This window comes from Steroidobacter sp., from assembly GCF_036402275.1.
Classification (GTDB): Bacteria; Pseudomonadota; Gammaproteobacteria; order Steroidobacterales; family Steroidobacteraceae; genus Steroidobacter.
Map to the genome: position 1 here is coordinate 97,113 of NZ_DASWTF010000014.1, position 16,422 is coordinate 113,534.

The 16,422-nt window shown below is 63.0% G+C and carries 15 protein-coding genes, 1 tRNA gene and 1 other RNA gene; 4 read left to right on the forward strand and 13 right to left on the reverse strand.

Annotated elements, in window-relative coordinates; all coding sequences use genetic code 11:
- Window positions 1-40 precede the first annotated feature (40 nt).
- The 3 genes from VGD45_RS07435 to VGD45_RS07445 are packed head-to-tail and all read right to left on the reverse strand — an operon-like array spanning window position 41 to window position 4,203.
- Window positions 41-1,153: a hypothetical protein gene (locus tag VGD45_RS07435; RefSeq protein ID WP_331154645.1), complete on the reverse strand. Its 1,113-nt coding sequence runs from the start codon at window positions 1,151-1,153 to the stop codon at window positions 41-43.
- Window positions 1,150-2,187: a DUF1611 domain-containing protein gene (locus VGD45_RS07440; RefSeq protein WP_331154646.1), complete on the reverse strand. Its 1,038-nt coding sequence runs from the start codon at window positions 2,185-2,187 to the stop codon at window positions 1,150-1,152. Before VGD45_RS07440 ends, VGD45_RS07435 begins: the two co-directional genes overlap by 4 nt.
- 21 nt (window positions 2,188-2,208) lie before the next feature.
- Window positions 2,209-4,203, reverse strand: coding sequence for a serine hydrolase domain-containing protein (locus VGD45_RS07445; RefSeq protein WP_331154647.1), 1,995 nt, complete (start codon window positions 4,201-4,203; stop codon window positions 2,209-2,211).
- Between the two features lie 147 nt (window positions 4,204-4,350).
- On the opposite strand from VGD45_RS07445, the gene VGD45_RS07450 reads away from it, so the two are divergent.
- Window positions 4,351-5,112 carry an XRE family transcriptional regulator gene (locus VGD45_RS07450; protein WP_331154648.1) on the forward strand — a complete coding sequence of 254 codons (762 nt, stop codon included), beginning with the start codon at window positions 4,351-4,353 and terminating at the stop codon, window positions 5,110-5,112.
- On the opposite strand, the gene recR is transcribed toward VGD45_RS07450, so the two are convergent.
- From recR to VGD45_RS07490, 8 genes are all read right to left on the reverse strand, one after another.
- Entirely contained in the window at window positions 5,109-5,708 is a 600-nt protein-coding gene (recR, locus tag VGD45_RS07455; RefSeq protein WP_331154649.1) for a recombination mediator RecR, read from the reverse strand. The genes VGD45_RS07450 and recR overlap by 4 nt on opposite strands.
- A gap of 221 nt (window positions 5,709-5,929) precedes the next feature.
- Window positions 5,930-6,256, reverse strand: coding sequence for a YbaB/EbfC family nucleoid-associated protein (locus tag VGD45_RS07460; protein ID WP_331154650.1), 327 nt, complete (start codon window positions 6,254-6,256; stop codon window positions 5,930-5,932).
- 14 nt (window positions 6,257-6,270) lie between these two features.
- On the reverse strand, window positions 6,271-7,938 hold the full coding sequence (gene dnaX / locus VGD45_RS07465; protein ID WP_331154651.1) for a DNA polymerase III subunit gamma/tau: 1,668 nt from the start codon (window positions 7,936-7,938) through the stop codon (window positions 6,271-6,273).
- Between the two features lie 23 nt (window positions 7,939-7,961).
- Window positions 7,962-8,058: signal recognition particle sRNA small type (gene ffs, locus VGD45_RS07470), an RNA gene on the reverse strand.
- A 71-nt stretch (window positions 8,059-8,129) separates the two neighbouring features.
- Window positions 8,130-8,582 carry a preQ(1) synthase gene (gene queF, locus VGD45_RS07475; protein WP_349263235.1) on the reverse strand — a complete coding sequence of 151 codons (453 nt, stop codon included), beginning with the start codon at window positions 8,580-8,582 and terminating at the stop codon, window positions 8,130-8,132.
- A gap of 45 nt (window positions 8,583-8,627) precedes the next feature.
- Window positions 8,628-9,986 (reverse strand): PhoH family protein, encoded by a 1,359-nt coding sequence (locus tag VGD45_RS07480; RefSeq protein WP_349263236.1) that lies wholly within the window; start codon window positions 9,984-9,986, stop codon window positions 8,628-8,630.
- Window positions 9,987-10,155: 169 nt separating this feature from the next.
- Window positions 10,156-10,737 (reverse strand): peroxiredoxin, encoded by a 582-nt coding sequence (locus VGD45_RS07485; RefSeq protein ID WP_331154654.1) that lies wholly within the window; start codon window positions 10,735-10,737, stop codon window positions 10,156-10,158.
- Window positions 10,738-10,740: 3 nt separating this feature from the next.
- The gene (locus tag VGD45_RS07490) at window positions 10,741-11,268 is read right to left on the reverse strand and encodes a glycine cleavage system protein R (protein WP_331154655.1); all 528 of its coding nucleotides are present in this window, start codon (window positions 11,266-11,268) and stop codon (window positions 10,741-10,743) included.
- A gap of 173 nt (window positions 11,269-11,441) precedes the next feature.
- On the opposite strand from VGD45_RS07490, the gene dapA reads away from it, so the two are divergent.
- The 3 genes from dapA to VGD45_RS07505 all read left to right on the forward strand — a co-directional run bounded on the left by dapA (window position 11,442) and on the right by VGD45_RS07505 (window position 13,694).
- Window positions 11,442-12,320 (forward strand): 4-hydroxy-tetrahydrodipicolinate synthase, encoded by an 879-nt coding sequence (gene dapA, locus VGD45_RS07495; RefSeq protein WP_331154656.1) that lies wholly within the window; start codon window positions 11,442-11,444, stop codon window positions 12,318-12,320.
- A 69-nt stretch (window positions 12,321-12,389) separates the two neighbouring features.
- Window positions 12,390-12,481: transfer RNA gene (locus VGD45_RS07500), tRNA-Ser, on the forward strand.
- A 235-nt stretch (window positions 12,482-12,716) separates the two neighbouring features.
- Window positions 12,717-13,694: a nitrilase family protein gene (locus VGD45_RS07505; protein WP_331154657.1), complete on the forward strand. Its 978-nt coding sequence runs from the start codon at window positions 12,717-12,719 to the stop codon at window positions 13,692-13,694.
- A 341-nt stretch (window positions 13,695-14,035) separates the two neighbouring features.
- On the opposite strand, the gene VGD45_RS07510 is transcribed toward VGD45_RS07505, so the two are convergent.
- Together VGD45_RS07510 and VGD45_RS07515 are read right to left on the reverse strand one after the other, a co-directional pair.
- A complete protein-coding gene (locus VGD45_RS07510) occupies window positions 14,036-14,857 on the reverse strand; it encodes an SDR family NAD(P)-dependent oxidoreductase (protein ID WP_331154658.1) in 822 nt (273 codons plus the stop codon).
- Window positions 14,858-14,928: 71 nt separating this feature from the next.
- Entirely contained in the window at window positions 14,929-16,416 is a 1,488-nt protein-coding gene (locus VGD45_RS07515) for an AMP-binding protein (protein WP_331154659.1), read from the reverse strand.
- Window positions 16,417-16,422 lie beyond the last annotated feature (6 nt).

A 16,422-nucleotide genomic window follows, 5' to 3' on the forward strand; every position in this document is an offset into this window, starting at 1 on the left:
CTCATCGCTGCATCGGCCCGTCGCCGAGGCAGAGAGGGGTTCATTGCGGCGAAAGAGCTACCTGCCCGCGTCCCTGCCAGAGCCGCCACACCCCATAGGTCAACACCGGCACCACATATACCGCGATCAAGACATAGGCGAGGCCGCGATAACCGCGCGCGATCAATGTGACGAGGCCGAAGCGCTCGGCCAGTAACATCGCGATCACCAGGAGCACGCCGGCGGCAACGAACCGTGAGCGCACCGAAAGATCCCTTCCGAATCGCGCACGCCACACTTGCTCGATGCGCTGATTTACTGCGTGTACGCTGCCCGTGCCGCTTTCCAGCAACGCCGCGAAGATCATCAGTTGGAACGCGGCATGAAACAGCGGCGCATCCAGACGCTGCAGCAGGAAGTCGGAAGGCAGCGCCTGCGCTTCGATCTGCGGGTAGTACGCCACCATGCAGATGAAGAACAGAAGCGCCGGAATCATGGCGAGCGGACCCGACAACGCACCGGCAATGATGGCGTCCCTGTTGCTCGTGAGATGACGCAAGACCGGCAGGATCACGACCGCGCCGACGATGTTGTATCCCGCGTAAGTGATGCCCGCGAGCGCCCAGCCATCCGTAGGCGCGTCCAACGCGAAGTTGGCCGAGATGCGATCACCGAACGCGCCGAGCGCGAGCACCACGAATACGCCGTACACCCCGTACAGAAAGAACGAAACCCATTTGAACAGCCGCTCGACGGAGGTATTCCCGAATGCGACGAACAGTGCGATGCCCAGCATCAGACACAAGGTGCCGATGAGCGGTGGCCAGCCGAGCAACGCTGCGCCAATCGCGCCCGCCGCCGCGCCGAACACGGCGAGTATCAACACGATGAACAGGCAGTACGCGATCTCGAAGACGATCCAGCCACGGCCGAGCAGATGGCGAAAGAACGTCCGATAGTCTTCGCTGTGCGTGGCGCGCGCGAACAGAAACGTCGCGATACAGACGACGCTCCAGATCACCGCGGCAAGCCCCATCGCGAGCAAGCCGCCTCGGGGACCGCTCGGCAGGAAGAACTCGACCAGCTCACGACCCGTCGCATAGCCGCCGCCGATGACGACGGCCTTGAAGGCAAAGCCCGGTAACAGATAGCGCTGAAACCAGGTGGAGCTCATCTAAGACAGTGATCCAACAGATGCTCGAACTCCTCACCGCCACGGATCGGATCGGCGACCGGCACCCCGAGCCGCCTGCTCTCGGTCGCGAACAACTCGCGCGCCTCGGACGCCGACAGCTTCGAGGTGTTGAGACTCACGCCGCCGCAGCGAATGGCAGGATTCGTCCGCCGCCCGAGGCGCAGGTTGAGATCGATGGTTTCTTCCAGACTCGGCAGCGGAAAATCCGGCAGGCCGATGATGTGTGTCCGGCCGGGCTCGTGACAGACGACGATCACGTCCGGCTGACTGCCATGTAACAGTCCGAGCGACACGGCGGCATACGAGGGATGAAACAACGAGCCCTGTCCTTCGATCACATCCCAATGATCCGGCGGCGCATCGGGTGTCAGCATCTCGGCCGCGCCGGCCTCGAAGTCCGACACCACGGCGTCCATGGGCATGCCGCTTCCGCTGATCATGATCCCGGTCTGACCCGTGGCTCGGAAATCCGCGTTCAGGCCGCGTCGTTTGAATGCTCTGGCAATGGAAAGCGCGGTGTATTTCTTTCCCAACGCGCAATCCGTTCCCACCGCCAGCAGACGCTTGCCACTGCGCTTGCGGCCCGTGGCCGTCGGAATTCCGCGGGGTGGCGTGCGAACGTCGATGAGACGACGTTGATGACGTTCGGCAGCGGCCACCAGCGCCGGCGTATCGGCAAGTCGCGTATGCATTCCACCCACCAGATCGAGCCCTGCTTCGAGCGCTTCCAGCAGCGACGGCATCCAGCTGTCGAGGATGCGCCCGCCCATGTTCGCGACGCCGATGATCATGGAGCGCGCTCCCCGCGCCTTCGCTTCCGCCGGTGTGAGCTTGGGCAGGCCGAGGGTGACTGCGTCTTCCGAGCAGGCGAGCTCGCCCACGCATTGCTCGGGTGCCCAGTCCCTCAAGCCGAACGCAGTTTTGGCGTAGCCCGCCTCTGTCGTATCGCCGAGGAACAGCAGATACGGTTGCGGCAGGTGGAGTTGAGTCGACACGCTGGCTGTTGAATTCACGTTGTCTCTTGAAACTCGAAATCAATAGTTCGCGTCGAACGCGATGAGATGGAATGCGAACGCCACCCAGAGCAGCACCAGCAACGAGAGCGCCAGCACGACTGCCCAGACTTTCGCATACCACTTGCGCGCGCTGCGAACGACCATCCACGCGTTCCAGACACCCAGCGCCGCACCGCCGAGGAACACCACGAGCGACAGCAGCTGCATCAGCCACACCCAGCCATCGAAACTTTCCGAGAGCATGCTGAGATCGCTCATCATCATACTGATCGTGGCGGCCCACGCGATGCAGATCGCAACCGAGGCGGTGGCGGCGATCCGGATCCAGCGATGCGCCCTGGCATCCTCACCGGACAAGCCGTACGGAACGCCATAATGTTTGCGAGCGAGCGCCGACACCGGCCATGCCAGGCTCGTCAACAGCAAAGCGATCAGACCGAGCACGAGCGCCGGCAGCAGCCAGGTGGGCGATCGCGACGCCGGCGTGCGATCGAACATCATGAACGGCGACAGACCATCGAAGCTGAAACGTACCACCTTGCCGTCCTCGGCGACCGCGGCCAGCAAACTCTTGCCATCCGCATCGCTCCACACGAAAGGCTCGATCTCGCGCCATTTGACGGGCGCGCCCGCCAGCGCGTCCGCGAGCGAGACGCTGATGGTGTGGTCCGCATTGGCCACGACTTTGACCGGCCCGGCCAGGCCGAGCAGGCTGAAGAAGCTCGACTCGAGCCGGCGCGAGTTTTCGTAGACGCCGGCAATCATGCGCGCATGCTCGGCTGCCGTTTGCTCATCGACCTTGCCCTCGAACTTCGGGCCCGGCAGATAACGGTCGGCGAACTGATCGAACAACTTGCTGCGAATCCGATGACTGGCCGGCCCGTCGCCGGCGCTGTTCATCGAGATATACATGCCGACGCCGTCGTCGATGAACAGATGCAGGTCGCTGTGGAACCAGTTCGTGTCGCCGCCGTGACCGAGCGCGCGGTGACCGTTGTAGTTCTGCTCATAAAAGCCGAGCAGCATCCGATGCACTCGCGGCAGGATGGTGAGCGCCGTGCTGTGCATCTGCTCGGCCGTGCTCTCCTGCAGGATGCGCGTCGAGCCCAAGGCGCCCTTCTGCAGATGAGCGATCATGAACTTCGCCATGTCCGCACCCGTCGCGGACAGGCTGCCCGCGGGCGAGACGCCGACGATTTCAAAAGGCTTGGGCTCGCCCGAGGCGACCTCGTAGCCCTTGGACATGAGGGGCTTCAGCTTCTCGGGCAGCGGCTGCCGGAAGGTGGAGTGCTCCATGCCGAGCGGCTGGAAGATGTGCTGATCGATGTAATCGTCGAACGGCACGCCCGAGACGCGCTGAACGATGTAGCCCGCGAGCGCCGTCGCATAGTTTGAATACGCAGGCGTCCTGCCTGGCGCGAAGATGCGCGTCGGCACCCAGGCCTTGAGGCGCTCTTCGAAGCCTGCGACGGGCTTGCCCTCCTCGCCCATCAAGCCCTTGAGCTGCTCTTCGAATCCGGCCGTGTGCGTCATGATGTTACGCAGGGTCACGGGCTCGCCATCCCGCGGCGGAATCTCGAAATCCAGATATTTGTTGACGTCGGCGTCCAGATCGAGCTTGCCCTGCTCCACCTGCTGCATCACCGCCGTCCACGTGAACAGCTTCGAGATCGAGCCCGGACGGAACAATGTGAGATCCGGATCGACCGGCGTGCGCGCGGCCACGTCCGAATAGCCGTAGCCCTTTTTCACCAGCACTTCGCCGTCCTTGACGACGACCACGACCGCGCCGGCCACGCCGCCCGTTTGCAGCGCGTATGGCAGATAGCCATCCAGCCATGCTCCCACATCGGCTCGCGTGAGCGGCGCCGCGCCAGGCGGCGCTTCGGCTCGGGGAACCGAGGCTTCGGTGGCAGGTCCCGGCGGCGACAGCTGCGCGCCTTCCTGCGAGCACGCGATGCCAGTCAGAAAACAGAGGGCCGCCATCAAGGTCGTCGCCCTGCGTACGCGCATCGCCATCCTCACCCCTGTGCTGGCGCCGCTCGAGGAGCGGCGGTATTTTCTCTTATTGGGAATAATAGTCCTGATTGGAGAATCGTCAACCCGATTGTGCAAATCGCCGAAGTAAGACCGAACCGTCATCCGGTAGAATGAACCCCGATGAAAACAGCCAAGCCCGCAGACAAGCGCGGCGCCGACAAGCGCGCCGACCGACCCGCCGAGAAACCCACGCTGGGTCGTGTGATCCGTGCGTTACGCACGCGCAACGACTGGACGCTCAAGGAAATGAGCGATCGCACCGGCATTCCGCTTTCGACCCTGGCCAAGGTCGAGCACGACCGGCTCACGCTCACCTACGACAAGCTGTTGCAGCTGAGCGAGCGCTTGAAGATCCGCATGTCGGATCTGTTCGCCGAGCCCACCGAGGCGGCCTCGCAGCCCGTCACCGCCCGGCGGAGCATCGGGCGGATCGATCGCGCCATCCGTGTCAACACGCGCAATTACGATTACTACTATCTGTGCGGGGAGCTGCGACGCAAACGGATGATCCCCGTGCTGACGCGCATTCGCGCCAAGACGCTCGAAGAGTTTGGGGAACTGGTGCATCACTCGGGCGAGGAATACATCTTCGTGATCGAGGGGCAGATCGAGGTGCACACGGAGTTCTACGATCCGATCGTGCTCGAGGCGGGAGAATCGATTTATATCGACTCGAACATGGGGCACGCCTACGTCGCCGCCGAAGGCTGCGATGAGGCGACGGTGCTCGGGGTGTGTTCGAGTGCGGAGGAGGAAGACCTGATGGAGTCGCTGATGGAGCTGCACGGCGAGGATCAGGTCCGCCTGTCGCCGCCGGCGGAGCCTAAAAACGCGCCTCAGGCCGCCAAACCGAAGCCGCGGGCGAAGAAGACTGCCGCTTAGGTCAACGTGCGTCGGCCGGCGAGCGCGTGAGCGAGCGTGCCGCCATCGACGTACTCGAGTTCCCCGCCGATGGGCACGCCATGCGCGATGCGGCTGGATTTCACATTGTGACGAGCCGCGATTTCGGCAATGACATGCGCGGTCGCGTCGCCCTCCACCGTGGTGCTGGTCGCGAGAATGGCTTCGCTCACCGAGCCTTCGGCCAGCAATGTTTCCAACTGCGCGAAGCCGAGCTCATCGGGCCCGATGCCATCGAGTGGCGAGAGGTGCCCCATCAAAACGAAATACGTACCCCGATAACTGCCCGACTGCTCGATGGCCGCCACGTCGGCCGGCGACTCCACCACACACAACGTCGCACGATCGCGCGCCGATGAGGCGCAGATCGGGCACAGCTCGGCATCCGCAAACATGCGGCAGCGCTGGCAACGCCCGACGCCCGACACCGCCTTGGCCAATGCGTCGGCCAGCAGGCCGGCGGCGTTGCGGTCCTTTTCCAACAAATGAAACGCCATCCGCTGCGCCGATTTCGGCCCGACGCCGGGCAGGCAACGAAACGCTTCGATCAGACGAATGAGGGACGGCGGATAAATCATAGGAGGGTTAGTTTAAACCGCGCGGCGCGCGGATGTATTTCGCCGCTGCCGCACGCTGCCAACGGACCGGCTGACCCGAGATCCGGCTACTCCTTCCTAAGAAGGAAGAAAAAATTAAACATTTAGTTCCCCCTCCCGTACACGGGAGGGGGCCAGGGGGTGGGTCTTCCGGCCAAGGCGGAGCGATACAATCCAACGAGCCGCGCAGCGGCCCGATATCGTCAGAACGGCATCTTGAAACCGGGCGGCAGATTCAGCCCGCCCATCAGGCTGGACATGCGTTCCTGGGTGGTGCGATCGACCTTCTGCACGGCGTCGTTGATCGCGGCGGCGATCAGGTCTTCGAGCATGTCCTTGTCGTCGCTGCTCACGATCGAAGGATCGAGCGTCACGCGGCGGACTTCATGCTTGCCGGTCATGACCACTTTCGCCATGCCGCCGCCCGCCTCGCCCGTCACCTCGAGCTGGGCGATTTCGGCTTGCGCGCGCTGCATATTGGCCTGCAGCTGCTGCGCCTGTTTCATCATGTTGCCGATATTGCCTTTCATAACTCAACACTCCGTCAATGATTGTCGGTCGGCCGGATCGACTCGGGCGTCACCGTCGCGCCGAAGATTTCTTTCATGGCGCGAATATTGGGATCGTTCTCGATGGAGGCGCGCGCGTTCTGCAAACGATCGTCGGCCGCCGCCTTGAGCTGCCGCGCCGGCGTATTCATCGTCTCACTCACGCCCTCGACGAACTCCAGCACCACCGCCTCGCCGTAGTACGTGCTCAGCGCCTGCTTGAGCTTCTCTTCCATCAAAGCGGTGCGGTAGTGCGCGCCTTCCGGATCAAGCGACAAGCGCACTTTGTGACCTTCCCGGCCGAGGAACATGCAATGCACGGCGAGCTGACGCGTGATGCCGCCCAGATTCATCTGCGTGACCATCGAACCCCAATCGCTACTACCGTTCGATGCAGCCGCCGGCGCCGCTTTCGGCGCGGACGGTGCGACATTCGCAGCCGGCGCAGGAGCGGCCATTGGTGCCGGCGGCGCGGCCGCCGCGGCACGCACCGAAGCTGGCACACCGCCACCGGTGGACGCGCCTGATGAGCGAGCCGGAGCCGCAGCCGGCGGCGCACTGCCTGCCGCTGCAACGACTTCCTGCGCACTGAACGCCAACATTCGCAGCAACACCATCTCGAACCCGCCGCGCGCATCCGGAGCCAGCTCCAGATCCCGACGGCCAACGATGGCGATCTGATAGAACAGCTGCGCGTCTTCCGGCGTGATGGCGGCCGCGAGCTTCTTATAAGCCTCGACGTCTTCGGACTCGTCGATCTGCAGATCGGGCACCGCCTGCAAGAGCGCGAGCTTCTGCAACAGCGCCGCGAGTTCGGCGAGCACTTCGCGATAATCCGGGGCGTGCTCATCGAGCTCGTTCACGGCGTCGAGCACTTTGCGAGCATCGCGCGCGATCAGCGCTTCGACGATGCCGAAAACCTGCGCACGATCCAGCGTACCCAGCATGGTCCGGGTGTCTTCACCGGTGAGCTTGCCGCCGCCGAATGCGATCACTTGGTCGAGCAGACTCAGCGCATCGCGCATGCTGCCTTCGGCCGCGCGCGCGACGAGACGCAACGCTTCGGGTTCGAACGCGATGTTCTCCTGCTCGCAGATGAACTGCAGCCGCTTGAGGATCATCGCCGGCGGGAAGCGCTTGAGATTGAATTGCAGACAGCGCGACAGCACGGTCACCGGCAGTTTCTGCGGATCGGTGGTCGCGAGCAGGAACTTGACGTGCGGCGGCGGCTCTTCGAGCGTCTTCAGCAACGCATTGAACGAATGCGTCGAGAGCATGTGCACTTCGTCGATCAGGTAGACCTTGTAGCGACCGCGCGCCGGCGCGTACTGGACGTTATCGAGCAGCTCGCGCGTGTCGTCCACCTTGGTGCGCGAAGCGGCGTCGACTTCGATCAGGTCGACGAAGCGGCCTTCGTCGATCTCGCGACAGGCGCTGCAGACACCGCAAGGCGTCGGCGTCATGCCGGTTTCGCAATTCAGCGACTTGGCGAGAATGCGCGCGATGGTGGTTTTGCCTACACCCCGCGTGCCGGTGAACAGAAACGCATGATGGACCCGCCCCGTCTGCAGCGCGTTCACGAGCGCGCGCATGACGTGATCCTGGCCAGCCAGCTCAGTGAAACTGCGCGGCCGCCATTTGCGGGCTAGAGCGAGATAGGACATGCGGGAACCTTAATGGAGACGGCCCGCGCCGGCGCTTCTCCGGCGCCCGATATCACCGTTACCGTTGCTCCCTTCCGGGCCTGGCGGGGTTCGCGGCTGATCGTCGCGGAGAAACCGACGCGAGCCGCCATAGAAGCCCACGGGTCAAATGCGGCGGCGGAATATACCAGAGCTGACGGCCTTCGGTGCACTCAGCCTCTGCCCCGGTAACCGGAGACGCCTTGATCCGGCAGCCAGAGCCCCTCGGGGGGCTTGCCCGTCTGCCAGAACACATCTATGGGGATGCCCCCGCGCGGATACCAGTACCCACCGATGCGCAGCCATCGCGGCTTCAGAAAGTCCACGAGCCGTGCGCCGATGGCGACCGTGCAGTCCTCGTGAAACGCGCCGTGGTTGCGGAACGAGCCGAGGTAGAGCTTGAGCGACTTGCTCTCCACCAGCCACTGCTTGGGCACATAGTCGATGACCAGATGCGCGAAGTCGGGCTGCCCGGTGACCGGACAGAGCGACGTGAACTCCGGCGCGGTGAAGCGCGCGAGGTACATCTTATCCGGATGCGGATTGGGCACGCGCTCGAGCTGCGCCTCGTCCGGCGAGACGGGCCATGCGACGTTCGAGCCCAGCTGAGTCACGTGCTGCGCCACTTCGTCGGCCTGCCGCTTCTTACCTTTCGCCAATGCACTTACCTTTTAAAGAATCTCGGACGCGTAGTCCGCCAATCGCGAGCGCTCACCGCGCATCAGCGTGATGTGACCGGCATGCGGCCAATCTCGGAAACGGTTGACGACATAAGTGAGGCCCGACGTGGTCTCGGTCAGATACGGCGTGTCGATCTGCGCGATGTTGCCGAGGCAGACCACTTTGGTGCCCGGCCCGGACCGCGTGACGAGCGCCTTCATCTGCTTAGCGGTGAGATTCTGCGCCTCATCCAGAATCAAGAACCGATTCAAGAACGTGCGCCCGCGCATGAAATTGAGCGAGCGGATCTTGATGCGATTGCGCAGCAGGTCGTTGGTCGCGGCCCTGCCCCAGTTGCCGCCCTCCTGGCTTTGCGTGAGCACTTCCAGGTTATCCATGAGCGCGCCCATCCACGGCTCCATCTTCTCTTCCTCGGTGCCCGGCAGAAAGCCGATGTCCTCGCCGAGCGGAATGGTCACGCGCGTCATGATGATCTCGCTGTAGCGATTGCTTTCCAGCGTCTGCGCCAAACCCGCGGCCAAAGTCAGCAAGGTCTTGCCCGTGCCGGCCGGCCCGAGAATGGTGACGAAGTCGATCTCCGGATCGAGCAGCAGATTCAACGCGAAGTTCTGTTCGCGATTGCGCGCGGTGATGCCCCAGATGCTGTGCCGTTCGTTGCGATAGTCGCGGATCAGCTCGAGCGTCGCTTCGTTGCCATCGATCTTGCGCACCAGCGCTTCGAGGCCGTTGGCGTCCTGCTGGAACAGGAACTGATTGACGTGCCAGTCGCGCACCATCGGTCCGTGCACGCGATAGTACGTGCGCGTCTGCTCCTGCCAGGAGTGCATGTTCTTGCCATGCTTCTCCCAGAAGTTCGCGGGCAGCTCCTGCAGGCCGGTGTATAGCAGGTCCGCATCTTCGATGGTCTTGTCGTTGTAATAGTCCTCGGCGTAGACGCCGATGATGGAGGCCTTGATGCGCAGGTTGATGTCCTTGGACACCAGCGTGACGCGCGCCTCCGAATGTTCCTTCTGCAAGGCCAGCGCCTGGCCGAGGATGGCGTTGTCCGCGCCGTGACCCGGCAGCGTGTCCGGCAGACCGCTCGCGAGCACCTTGGTCTGGAAGAACAGCCGCCCCGCGATCTGCTTTTTCGAGCCATTGATGTACTTGCCCGAGGGCAGCTCGATGCCCGCATCGATGCTGGCCTTGCCCGCGTTCGCCATCAGCTCATCGAGGAAGCGGCTCACCTGGCGCACGTTGCGCGCGGCCTCGGACAAGCCTTTCTTACCGGCATCGAGCTCTTCCAGCACGATCATCGGGATGTAGACGTCGTGCTCGTCGAAGCGAAAGATCGCGGTGGGATCGTGCATCAGGACATTGGTGTCCAGCACGAAGATGCGACGCTGGCCCCGCTTGCCGGTGCGACCACGCTTGTCGCCGGCTTTGTGTTCGCTCGATTCGGCTCTGGTCATGAGAGGTGTCGTCACTCCTATGCGAGATGGCGGACTTGAGACTAGCGGCGGGCTGTTACAAAGCCCATCACAATGAGCGGGCGGCGGCGAGCACCGCGTCGGCGTGGCCCGGCACTTTCACCTTGCGCCATTCCTGACGCAGCACGCCGCTCGCATCGATCAGGAACGTGCTGCGCTCCACGCCCATGAACTTGCGCCCGTACATGCTCTTTTCCTTGATCACGTCGAACAGCTGGCACAGCGCCTGCTCCTCGTCCGAGAGCAGCTCGAACGGGAATTGGTATTTCGCCTTGAACTTCTCGTGCGAGGCGATGCTGTCGGTGGACACGCCGAGGATCAGCGTGTTCGCCTTCTTGAACGCCGGTGCGAGATCGCGGAACGCTTCCCCTTCGGCGGTACACCCGGTGGTGTTGTCCCGAGGATAGAAGTAGATCACGAGATTCTTGCCCGCAGCCTCGCTCGATTTCCACGAGCCGCCGCCGGTGACGAGACTGGAGAACGCCGGGACTTTCTTGCCGACCGCCACCTTGCCGGCGGGACCTGCCTTGGTCGCCGGAGCCTTCACGCCCTGATTTTTAGCGATATGTGCCTTCGCGGGCGCTTTGGTGACCGTCTTTTTCGCGGCGGCGGACGCTTTTGTTCCGGGCATCTCTTAGGACTTCACGGGTTCGAGAATGGCGTCGAGGTTGAGCTGATCGCACAGATCCATGAATTCCTCGCGCAGCGCCGCGATGTGAATCTTGCCAGGGATGTGGACCACCATCTGTACGGAAAACATTGGCGCGCCGGTATGCGCGGCCGCGTAGCTGCGCGTGTTCAGCTCGGCGATGTCGATGCCCCGCGCGCTGAAGAATCCCGCCAGGTTGTGGACGATGCCGGGCTGGTCGAGACACACCACGTCGACCGAGTAGGTCACCACGTCCTTGCGCGGCGGGCGCTGATCGGTGCGCCGCAGGCTGATGGTGACGCCGGAGGAGTCGCTGAGCTTTTTCAGCTCGGTTTCGAGCTTGGCCAGGGTGTGCCAGTTGCCCGAGACCAGTAACAGCATCGCGAACTCGCTGCCAAACGAGCTCATGCGGCTGTCGACGATGTTGCCCGAGCAGTCGAGCACCACGCGAGTCAGGTCGTAGACGAGACCGGTGCGATCGCTGCCAAGTGCGGAAATGACGATGAACTGCATCGCTGCCTTAATGCTGCTGACGGGCCGACAGTTTACACGCAGGGGCGCGGCTGTCGGAACGCGAATTCCCATCCCGAGCCCCGCTCCGTGGCGGGCCCCCGCCGGTCGGAGCTTTACGTGCGTAAATGCCGTTAACTTGTTAGGATCCCGGCCCTTCCCCTTCGAGGATGACCATGTTTAGCGGCAGCATCGTGGCGCTCGTTACGCCGATGCAGGCGGATGGCTCTGTGGATAACAGCGCCCTGGACCGCCTGGTCGACTTCCACGTGTCCAACGGCACCAATGCCATCGTCGCCGTCGGCACCACCGGCGAATCGCCGACGCTGAGCGTCGAGGAGCACATCGGTGTGGTGAAACGCGTGGTCGAGCGCGCCGCCAAGCGCATCCCCGTGATCGCCGGCGCCGGCGCCAATTCCACTCGCGAGGCCATCGAGCTGACCCGGCTCGCGAAGGACGTGGGCGTGGATGCCTGCCTCTCGGTCGTGCCCTATTACAACAAGCCCACCCAGGAAGGCTTGTATCAGCATTTCAAGGCCATCGCGCAGGCCGTCTCCGTGCCCATCCTGTTGTACAACGTGCCCGGTCGCACGGTGGTCGACATGAAGCCTGAGACCGTGCAGCGGCTGACGGAATTCCCGAACATCGTCGGCCTGAAAGAGGCCTGCTCGCTGGAGCGCAATCGCGAGCTGATCAATCGCGTCGGCGGCCGCCTGGCGCTGTTCTCGGGCGATGACGATCTGGCCTGCGAAGCGGTGCTGGCCGGATTCCAGGGCGTGGTTTCGGTGACCGCCAACATCGCGCCGCGCCAGGTCCGCGCCGTGATGGACGCCGCCCTCGCCGGCAAGCGGGACGAGGCCCGCAAGCTCGACATGAAGCTGCAGCCTTTGCACAAAGCCATGTTCCTGGAGAGCAACCCCATCCCGGTCAAATGGGCCGCCGCCCGCCTCGGCCTGATCACCGACGCGGTCCGCCTGCCGCTCGTCCCGCTGTCCCGGCAGCACCAGGGCCCGATCCTGGAGGCCATGCAGTCGGCGGGGATCGCGTTCGCCTGATTTTGCAATTTGAGTGACGCGTCGTTTGCCAGGAATCGGTATCGACGTGTAACCTTCGCGTTCCTGACCGGAGAGATGGCCGAGTGGTCGAAGGCGCTGGACTGGAATTCCAGTAACATCCTCACAGGTGTTCCAGGGTTCGAATCCCTGTCTCTCCGCCACCTTCAATGGGTTACGCGCTCTCCTCCGAGCGGCGCGCAGTGGTCATCCACCCCCTCAGTACCCATTTTGTACCCACGCTGAATTGTTTCTTTCATCAGAGCGGCCATTCGATCGCTCACTCCGTTGGGCGGGTACAATTGCCACGTGTCGACGGCGCGTTTGGCCGCTTCGGCGATTCACGGCGTTAGAATCAGTGCCGCCGCGCACTCCGCCGGCTCGCATCCGCGGACTCACATGCCAAGAGATCTGAAAATCGCCACCACCCAGTTCGAGAACCGCAGCGGCGACAAAGCTTCCAATCTGGCAACGATCAATCGGCTGTGCGCGAAAGCTGCGGAAGCCGGCGCAGATGTGGTCGCCTTTCACGAGTGTTCCATCACCGGCTACAGCTTCGCACGTCGCCTGTCGAAGGCCGAATTGTGGGACCTCGCCGAACCGATCCCGACCGGAGCAAGCATCGCGGCGCTCACTGACATCGCTCGTCGCCACCGGATCGCCGTGCTGGCAGGCCTGTTCGAGCGAGGCGACGACGGCGAAGTGTACAAAGCGCACGTCTGCGTGGACGGAAACGGCCTCAAGTCGAAGTACCGCAAGATCCATCCGTTCATCAACCCGCACATCAAGCCCGGCAACCAATATTCGGTGTTCGAGCTTCACGGCTGGAAGTGCGGGATGCTCATTTGCTACGACAACAACGTCATCGAAAACGTGCGCGCGACCGCGCTGCTCGGCGCCGAGATCATCTTCATGCCGCATGTAACGATGTGCACGCCCTCCCCCCGCCCCGAAGCGGGCTTCGTCGACCCGGCTTTATGGCACAAACGCCAGAGCGATCCCGCCTCACTGCGCGCCGAGTTCGATGGGCCGAAAGGTCGGGCGTGGCTGATGAAATGGCTGCCGGCCCGGGCCTACGACAACGGCGTCTACGCCGTCTTTTCCAATCCCATCGGCATGGATGACGATCAGCTCAAGAACGGCTGTTCGATGGTCCTGGATCCTTACGGCGACGTCATCGCGGAGTGCCGCTCGTTCGACGACGACATCGCGATCGCGACCTGTGTCCACCATAAGCTCGCCCTGGCCGGCGGCAGTCGCTATCGTGCGGCCAGAAAGCCCGAGCTGTACGCTCACATCCTTGGAGCCGAACACCGCTCAGAACAGAAGGTCGCGTGGCTGCCTGCGGACGCCAGTAGATCAGCGTCCGGTAAATAGATATGAGTTGGAGGTGATCGGCCTGCGTACGGTGTCGCCAACCCGAAGCACGCCACCCTTCGGCCGCCAATGAGAGAAATCTCCAGCTCCGGACGTTCATCCATGTTTGTCGGTTGACCACCAAGGCCGCTTCGAGCACACGCGCCAGCGCATGCAGACACAAGGGGTGCATCTACTGAATATGCCCGACGTTCTTCGAAGTCGATCTGAGAGTAATTTCCGCGACGGCGCTCACGGAGCCGCCTTGTCTGCGTCCGTTGCAGCTTTCGCTGCGAGCGTCGATATTTGCTGCGGGAGAATGCGGCGACTGAGCTACCGCCTGTCGGCGCAGCCCACGCCCATTAGCGCAGGCCACCGCCGCACACCAACGTCTCACCGGTGATGTAATTCGACTCCGGATAACAAAACAAAGCCACCGCGCCCGCCGCTTCCTGCGCCGTGCCGGCGCGGCCGAGCGGAATGAAGCTCTCGATGGCTTTCACGTCGCCACCAATGCCGACCTGGATCTTGCGACCCTCGATATCGATCGTTGCGCCGCTGCCTGCTTGCGCCGCAGTGAGGCGCGTTTTGATCACGGCGAAAGCGACCGCGTTTACATTGACCTTGTAACGGCCCCATTCCTTGGCCAGCGTCCTGGTCATGCCCAGGATGCCCGCCTTGCCCGCCGAATAGTTGAGCTGGCCGGCGTTGCCGCCGATGCCGGCGATGGAGGAGATGTTGACCACCTTGCGGAAGTTCTCGATGCCCTGCGCAGCTTCGTTCTTGGCGGCTTCTCGAATGAAGCCGGAGGCGGCGCGCAGGATGCGGAAAGGAGCGGTCAGGTGCACATCGAGCATTGCGCTCCACTGCTCATCGGTCATCTTCTGAATGACGCTGTCCCAGGTGTAACCGGCATTGTTGATGATGATATCCAAGCCGCCGAACCGATCGAGGGCCGTCTTGACGAAGCGCTCGGCGAAATCGGTGGCCGTAACGCTGCCGACACATGCCACAGCCGTGCCGCCAGCGGCTTGCACAGCCTGGACGGCTTCGGCTGCAGGCTCGGCATCAAGATCGTTGATTACGACGGCCGCGCCTTCCGCAGCCAACTTGAGCGCGACCTCGCGCCCGATGCCGCGACCCGAACCCGTGATGAGTGCGACTTTGCCTTGTAGCTTGCCCATGGATGTGCTTCCCAATGAATCCCGTGAATCGCCGCGAATATGTATCGTGCCGCGAACGCTGCTCGCCGCCTTTACCCTGATGACTGCTCGAGACCGAGTCGCTGAATGACCGCATCTCGAACGGCGCTGCGCCGGACTTTACCGGCGTCGTCCCGCAGCTGCTCGCTCACGAACTCAATGGAGCGCGGCACCTTGTAGCGAACGATTCTCTCATTGATGAACTGCACCAGTTCCTCGGGTGTGATGCCAGGCGCGACATGCACAACGGCGTGGACGCGCTGTCCCAGGTCCGCATCTGGAATACCGACGACGGCACACGATTGCACCAATGGATGTGAATCGATCACCGCTTCCACTTCCGCCGGATACACGTTGGCGCCGCCCGAAACAATCATGTCGGTGCGTCGATCGCTGATGTAGAGATAGCCCTGCTCGTCCATCCAACCCAGATCACCCAGGGTTTCCCAGCCGTCCCTTTCCCGCTTCTGAGCGCCGACGTAGTGATAACTGGGCGGAGTGCCCGGAGGTCCGCGCATATATATCTCGCCGACTTCTCCGGGCGCTGCGACTTCACCGGCCTCGTTCAGAACCTTCATGTCGCCGCCGAAAGCCGGCTTGCCCACCGAGCCCCGATGTTCGAGCCACTCGCTGCCGTTGATGCAGGTCACTGCGATGGCTTCGGTGCCTCCATAGATCTCCCAGATCTTCTCCGGCCCGATCAGGTCTATCCAAGCTTGCTTGAGCCATGGCGGACAGGGCGCGGCCATATGCCAAAGCAGGCGCACCGAAGACAGATCGAAACGTTTCGGCTGCTCCCGGATGACTTTCAGCATGCGCGACATCATCGTGGGCACGAGGTTGAGCACCGTGATGCGATGTTCCTGGATGGCCCTCAGCGCCTTTTCGGCGTCGAACCTTGGCATGACCACCAGATGCTGACCCAGCAGCAGCCCACCCAAGGAGAAGATGAAGGGGGAATTGTGATAAAGGGGGCCGCAGATCAGCGGACGATCGTCGGGGCCCAGATAGTACGCCGTGGCCAGTCCCGCCGGACCTTCCGCAGCAGTGCCACTCAGTATCAACTTAGGACGGCCGGTGCTGCCTCCCGAAGTGACCGCCTTGGAGATCGGCGAAACGCGCTCATCGAGCGGCGCATCGCTCAGCGAGGCATCCGGTCTGAAGCCTATGGGCAAGCAGCGCCGGCCTGGATGATCTTGCGCGCTCGCGCCGACCACCAGCTTGGAGTTGGCGAGATCCACGATCGCCTGGCGCTCGACCTGTGGCAGGCGATGCGAAACCATCTGCGGTACGGCTCCAACTTTCCAACAAGCGAGCAGCGCTTCGAAGAACGCGATGGAGTTGGGAAGCGCGAGCGTGACGAAATCTCCTTGCGTCACACCTGCAGCCTCGAACGCGCGAGCCAGCTTGTTGCTCGCCTTGTCGAGCTGACCGCGTGTGATGGTCTCGCCTTCGCAGGTAATAACCGCGGCGTCGGGCTCCAATTCCGCCAGCTCGCGCAGAATGCGTACGTAAGGCTTTACTTTGGCTAGTTCTTCCATAGTCGG

Bases quoted from the DNA above. Each gene is read 5' to 3' on its own strand.
- VGD45_RS07435 (WP_331154645.1), bottom strand. From the start codon at position 1,153: ATGAGCTCCACCTGGTTTCAGCGCTATCTGTTACCGGGCTTTGCCTTC.
- VGD45_RS07445 (WP_331154647.1), bottom strand. From the start codon at position 4,203: ATGCGCGTACGCAGGGCGACGACCTTGATGGCGGCCCTCTGTTTTCTG.
- VGD45_RS07450 (WP_331154648.1), top strand. From the start codon at position 4,351: ATGAAAACAGCCAAGCCCGCAGACAAGCGCGGCGCCGACAAGCGCGCC.
- recR (WP_331154649.1), bottom strand. From the start codon at position 5,708: ATGATTTATCCGCCGTCCCTCATTCGTCTGATCGAAGCGTTTCGTTGC.
- VGD45_RS07460 (WP_331154650.1), bottom strand. From the start codon at position 6,256: ATGAAAGGCAATATCGGCAACATGATGAAACAGGCGCAGCAGCTGCAG.
- dnaX (WP_331154651.1), bottom strand. From the start codon at position 7,938: ATGTCCTATCTCGCTCTAGCCCGCAAATGGCGGCCGCGCAGTTTCACT.
- VGD45_RS07480 (WP_349263236.1), bottom strand. From the start codon at position 9,986: ATGCACGATCCCACCGCGATCTTTCGCTTCGACGAGCACGACGTCTAC.
- VGD45_RS07485 (WP_331154654.1), bottom strand. From the start codon at position 10,737: ATGCCCGGAACAAAAGCGTCCGCCGCCGCGAAAAAGACGGTCACCAAA.
- VGD45_RS07490 (WP_331154655.1), bottom strand. From the start codon at position 11,268: ATGCAGTTCATCGTCATTTCCGCACTTGGCAGCGATCGCACCGGTCTC.
- dapA (WP_331154656.1), top strand. From the start codon at position 11,442: ATGTTTAGCGGCAGCATCGTGGCGCTCGTTACGCCGATGCAGGCGGAT.
- VGD45_RS07505 (WP_331154657.1), top strand. From the start codon at position 12,717: ATGCCAAGAGATCTGAAAATCGCCACCACCCAGTTCGAGAACCGCAGC.
- VGD45_RS07510 (WP_331154658.1), bottom strand. From the start codon at position 14,857: ATGGGCAAGCTACAAGGCAAAGTCGCACTCATCACGGGTTCGGGTCGC.
- VGD45_RS07515 (WP_331154659.1), bottom strand. From the start codon at position 16,416: ATGGAAGAACTAGCCAAAGTAAAGCCTTACGTACGCATTCTGCGCGAG.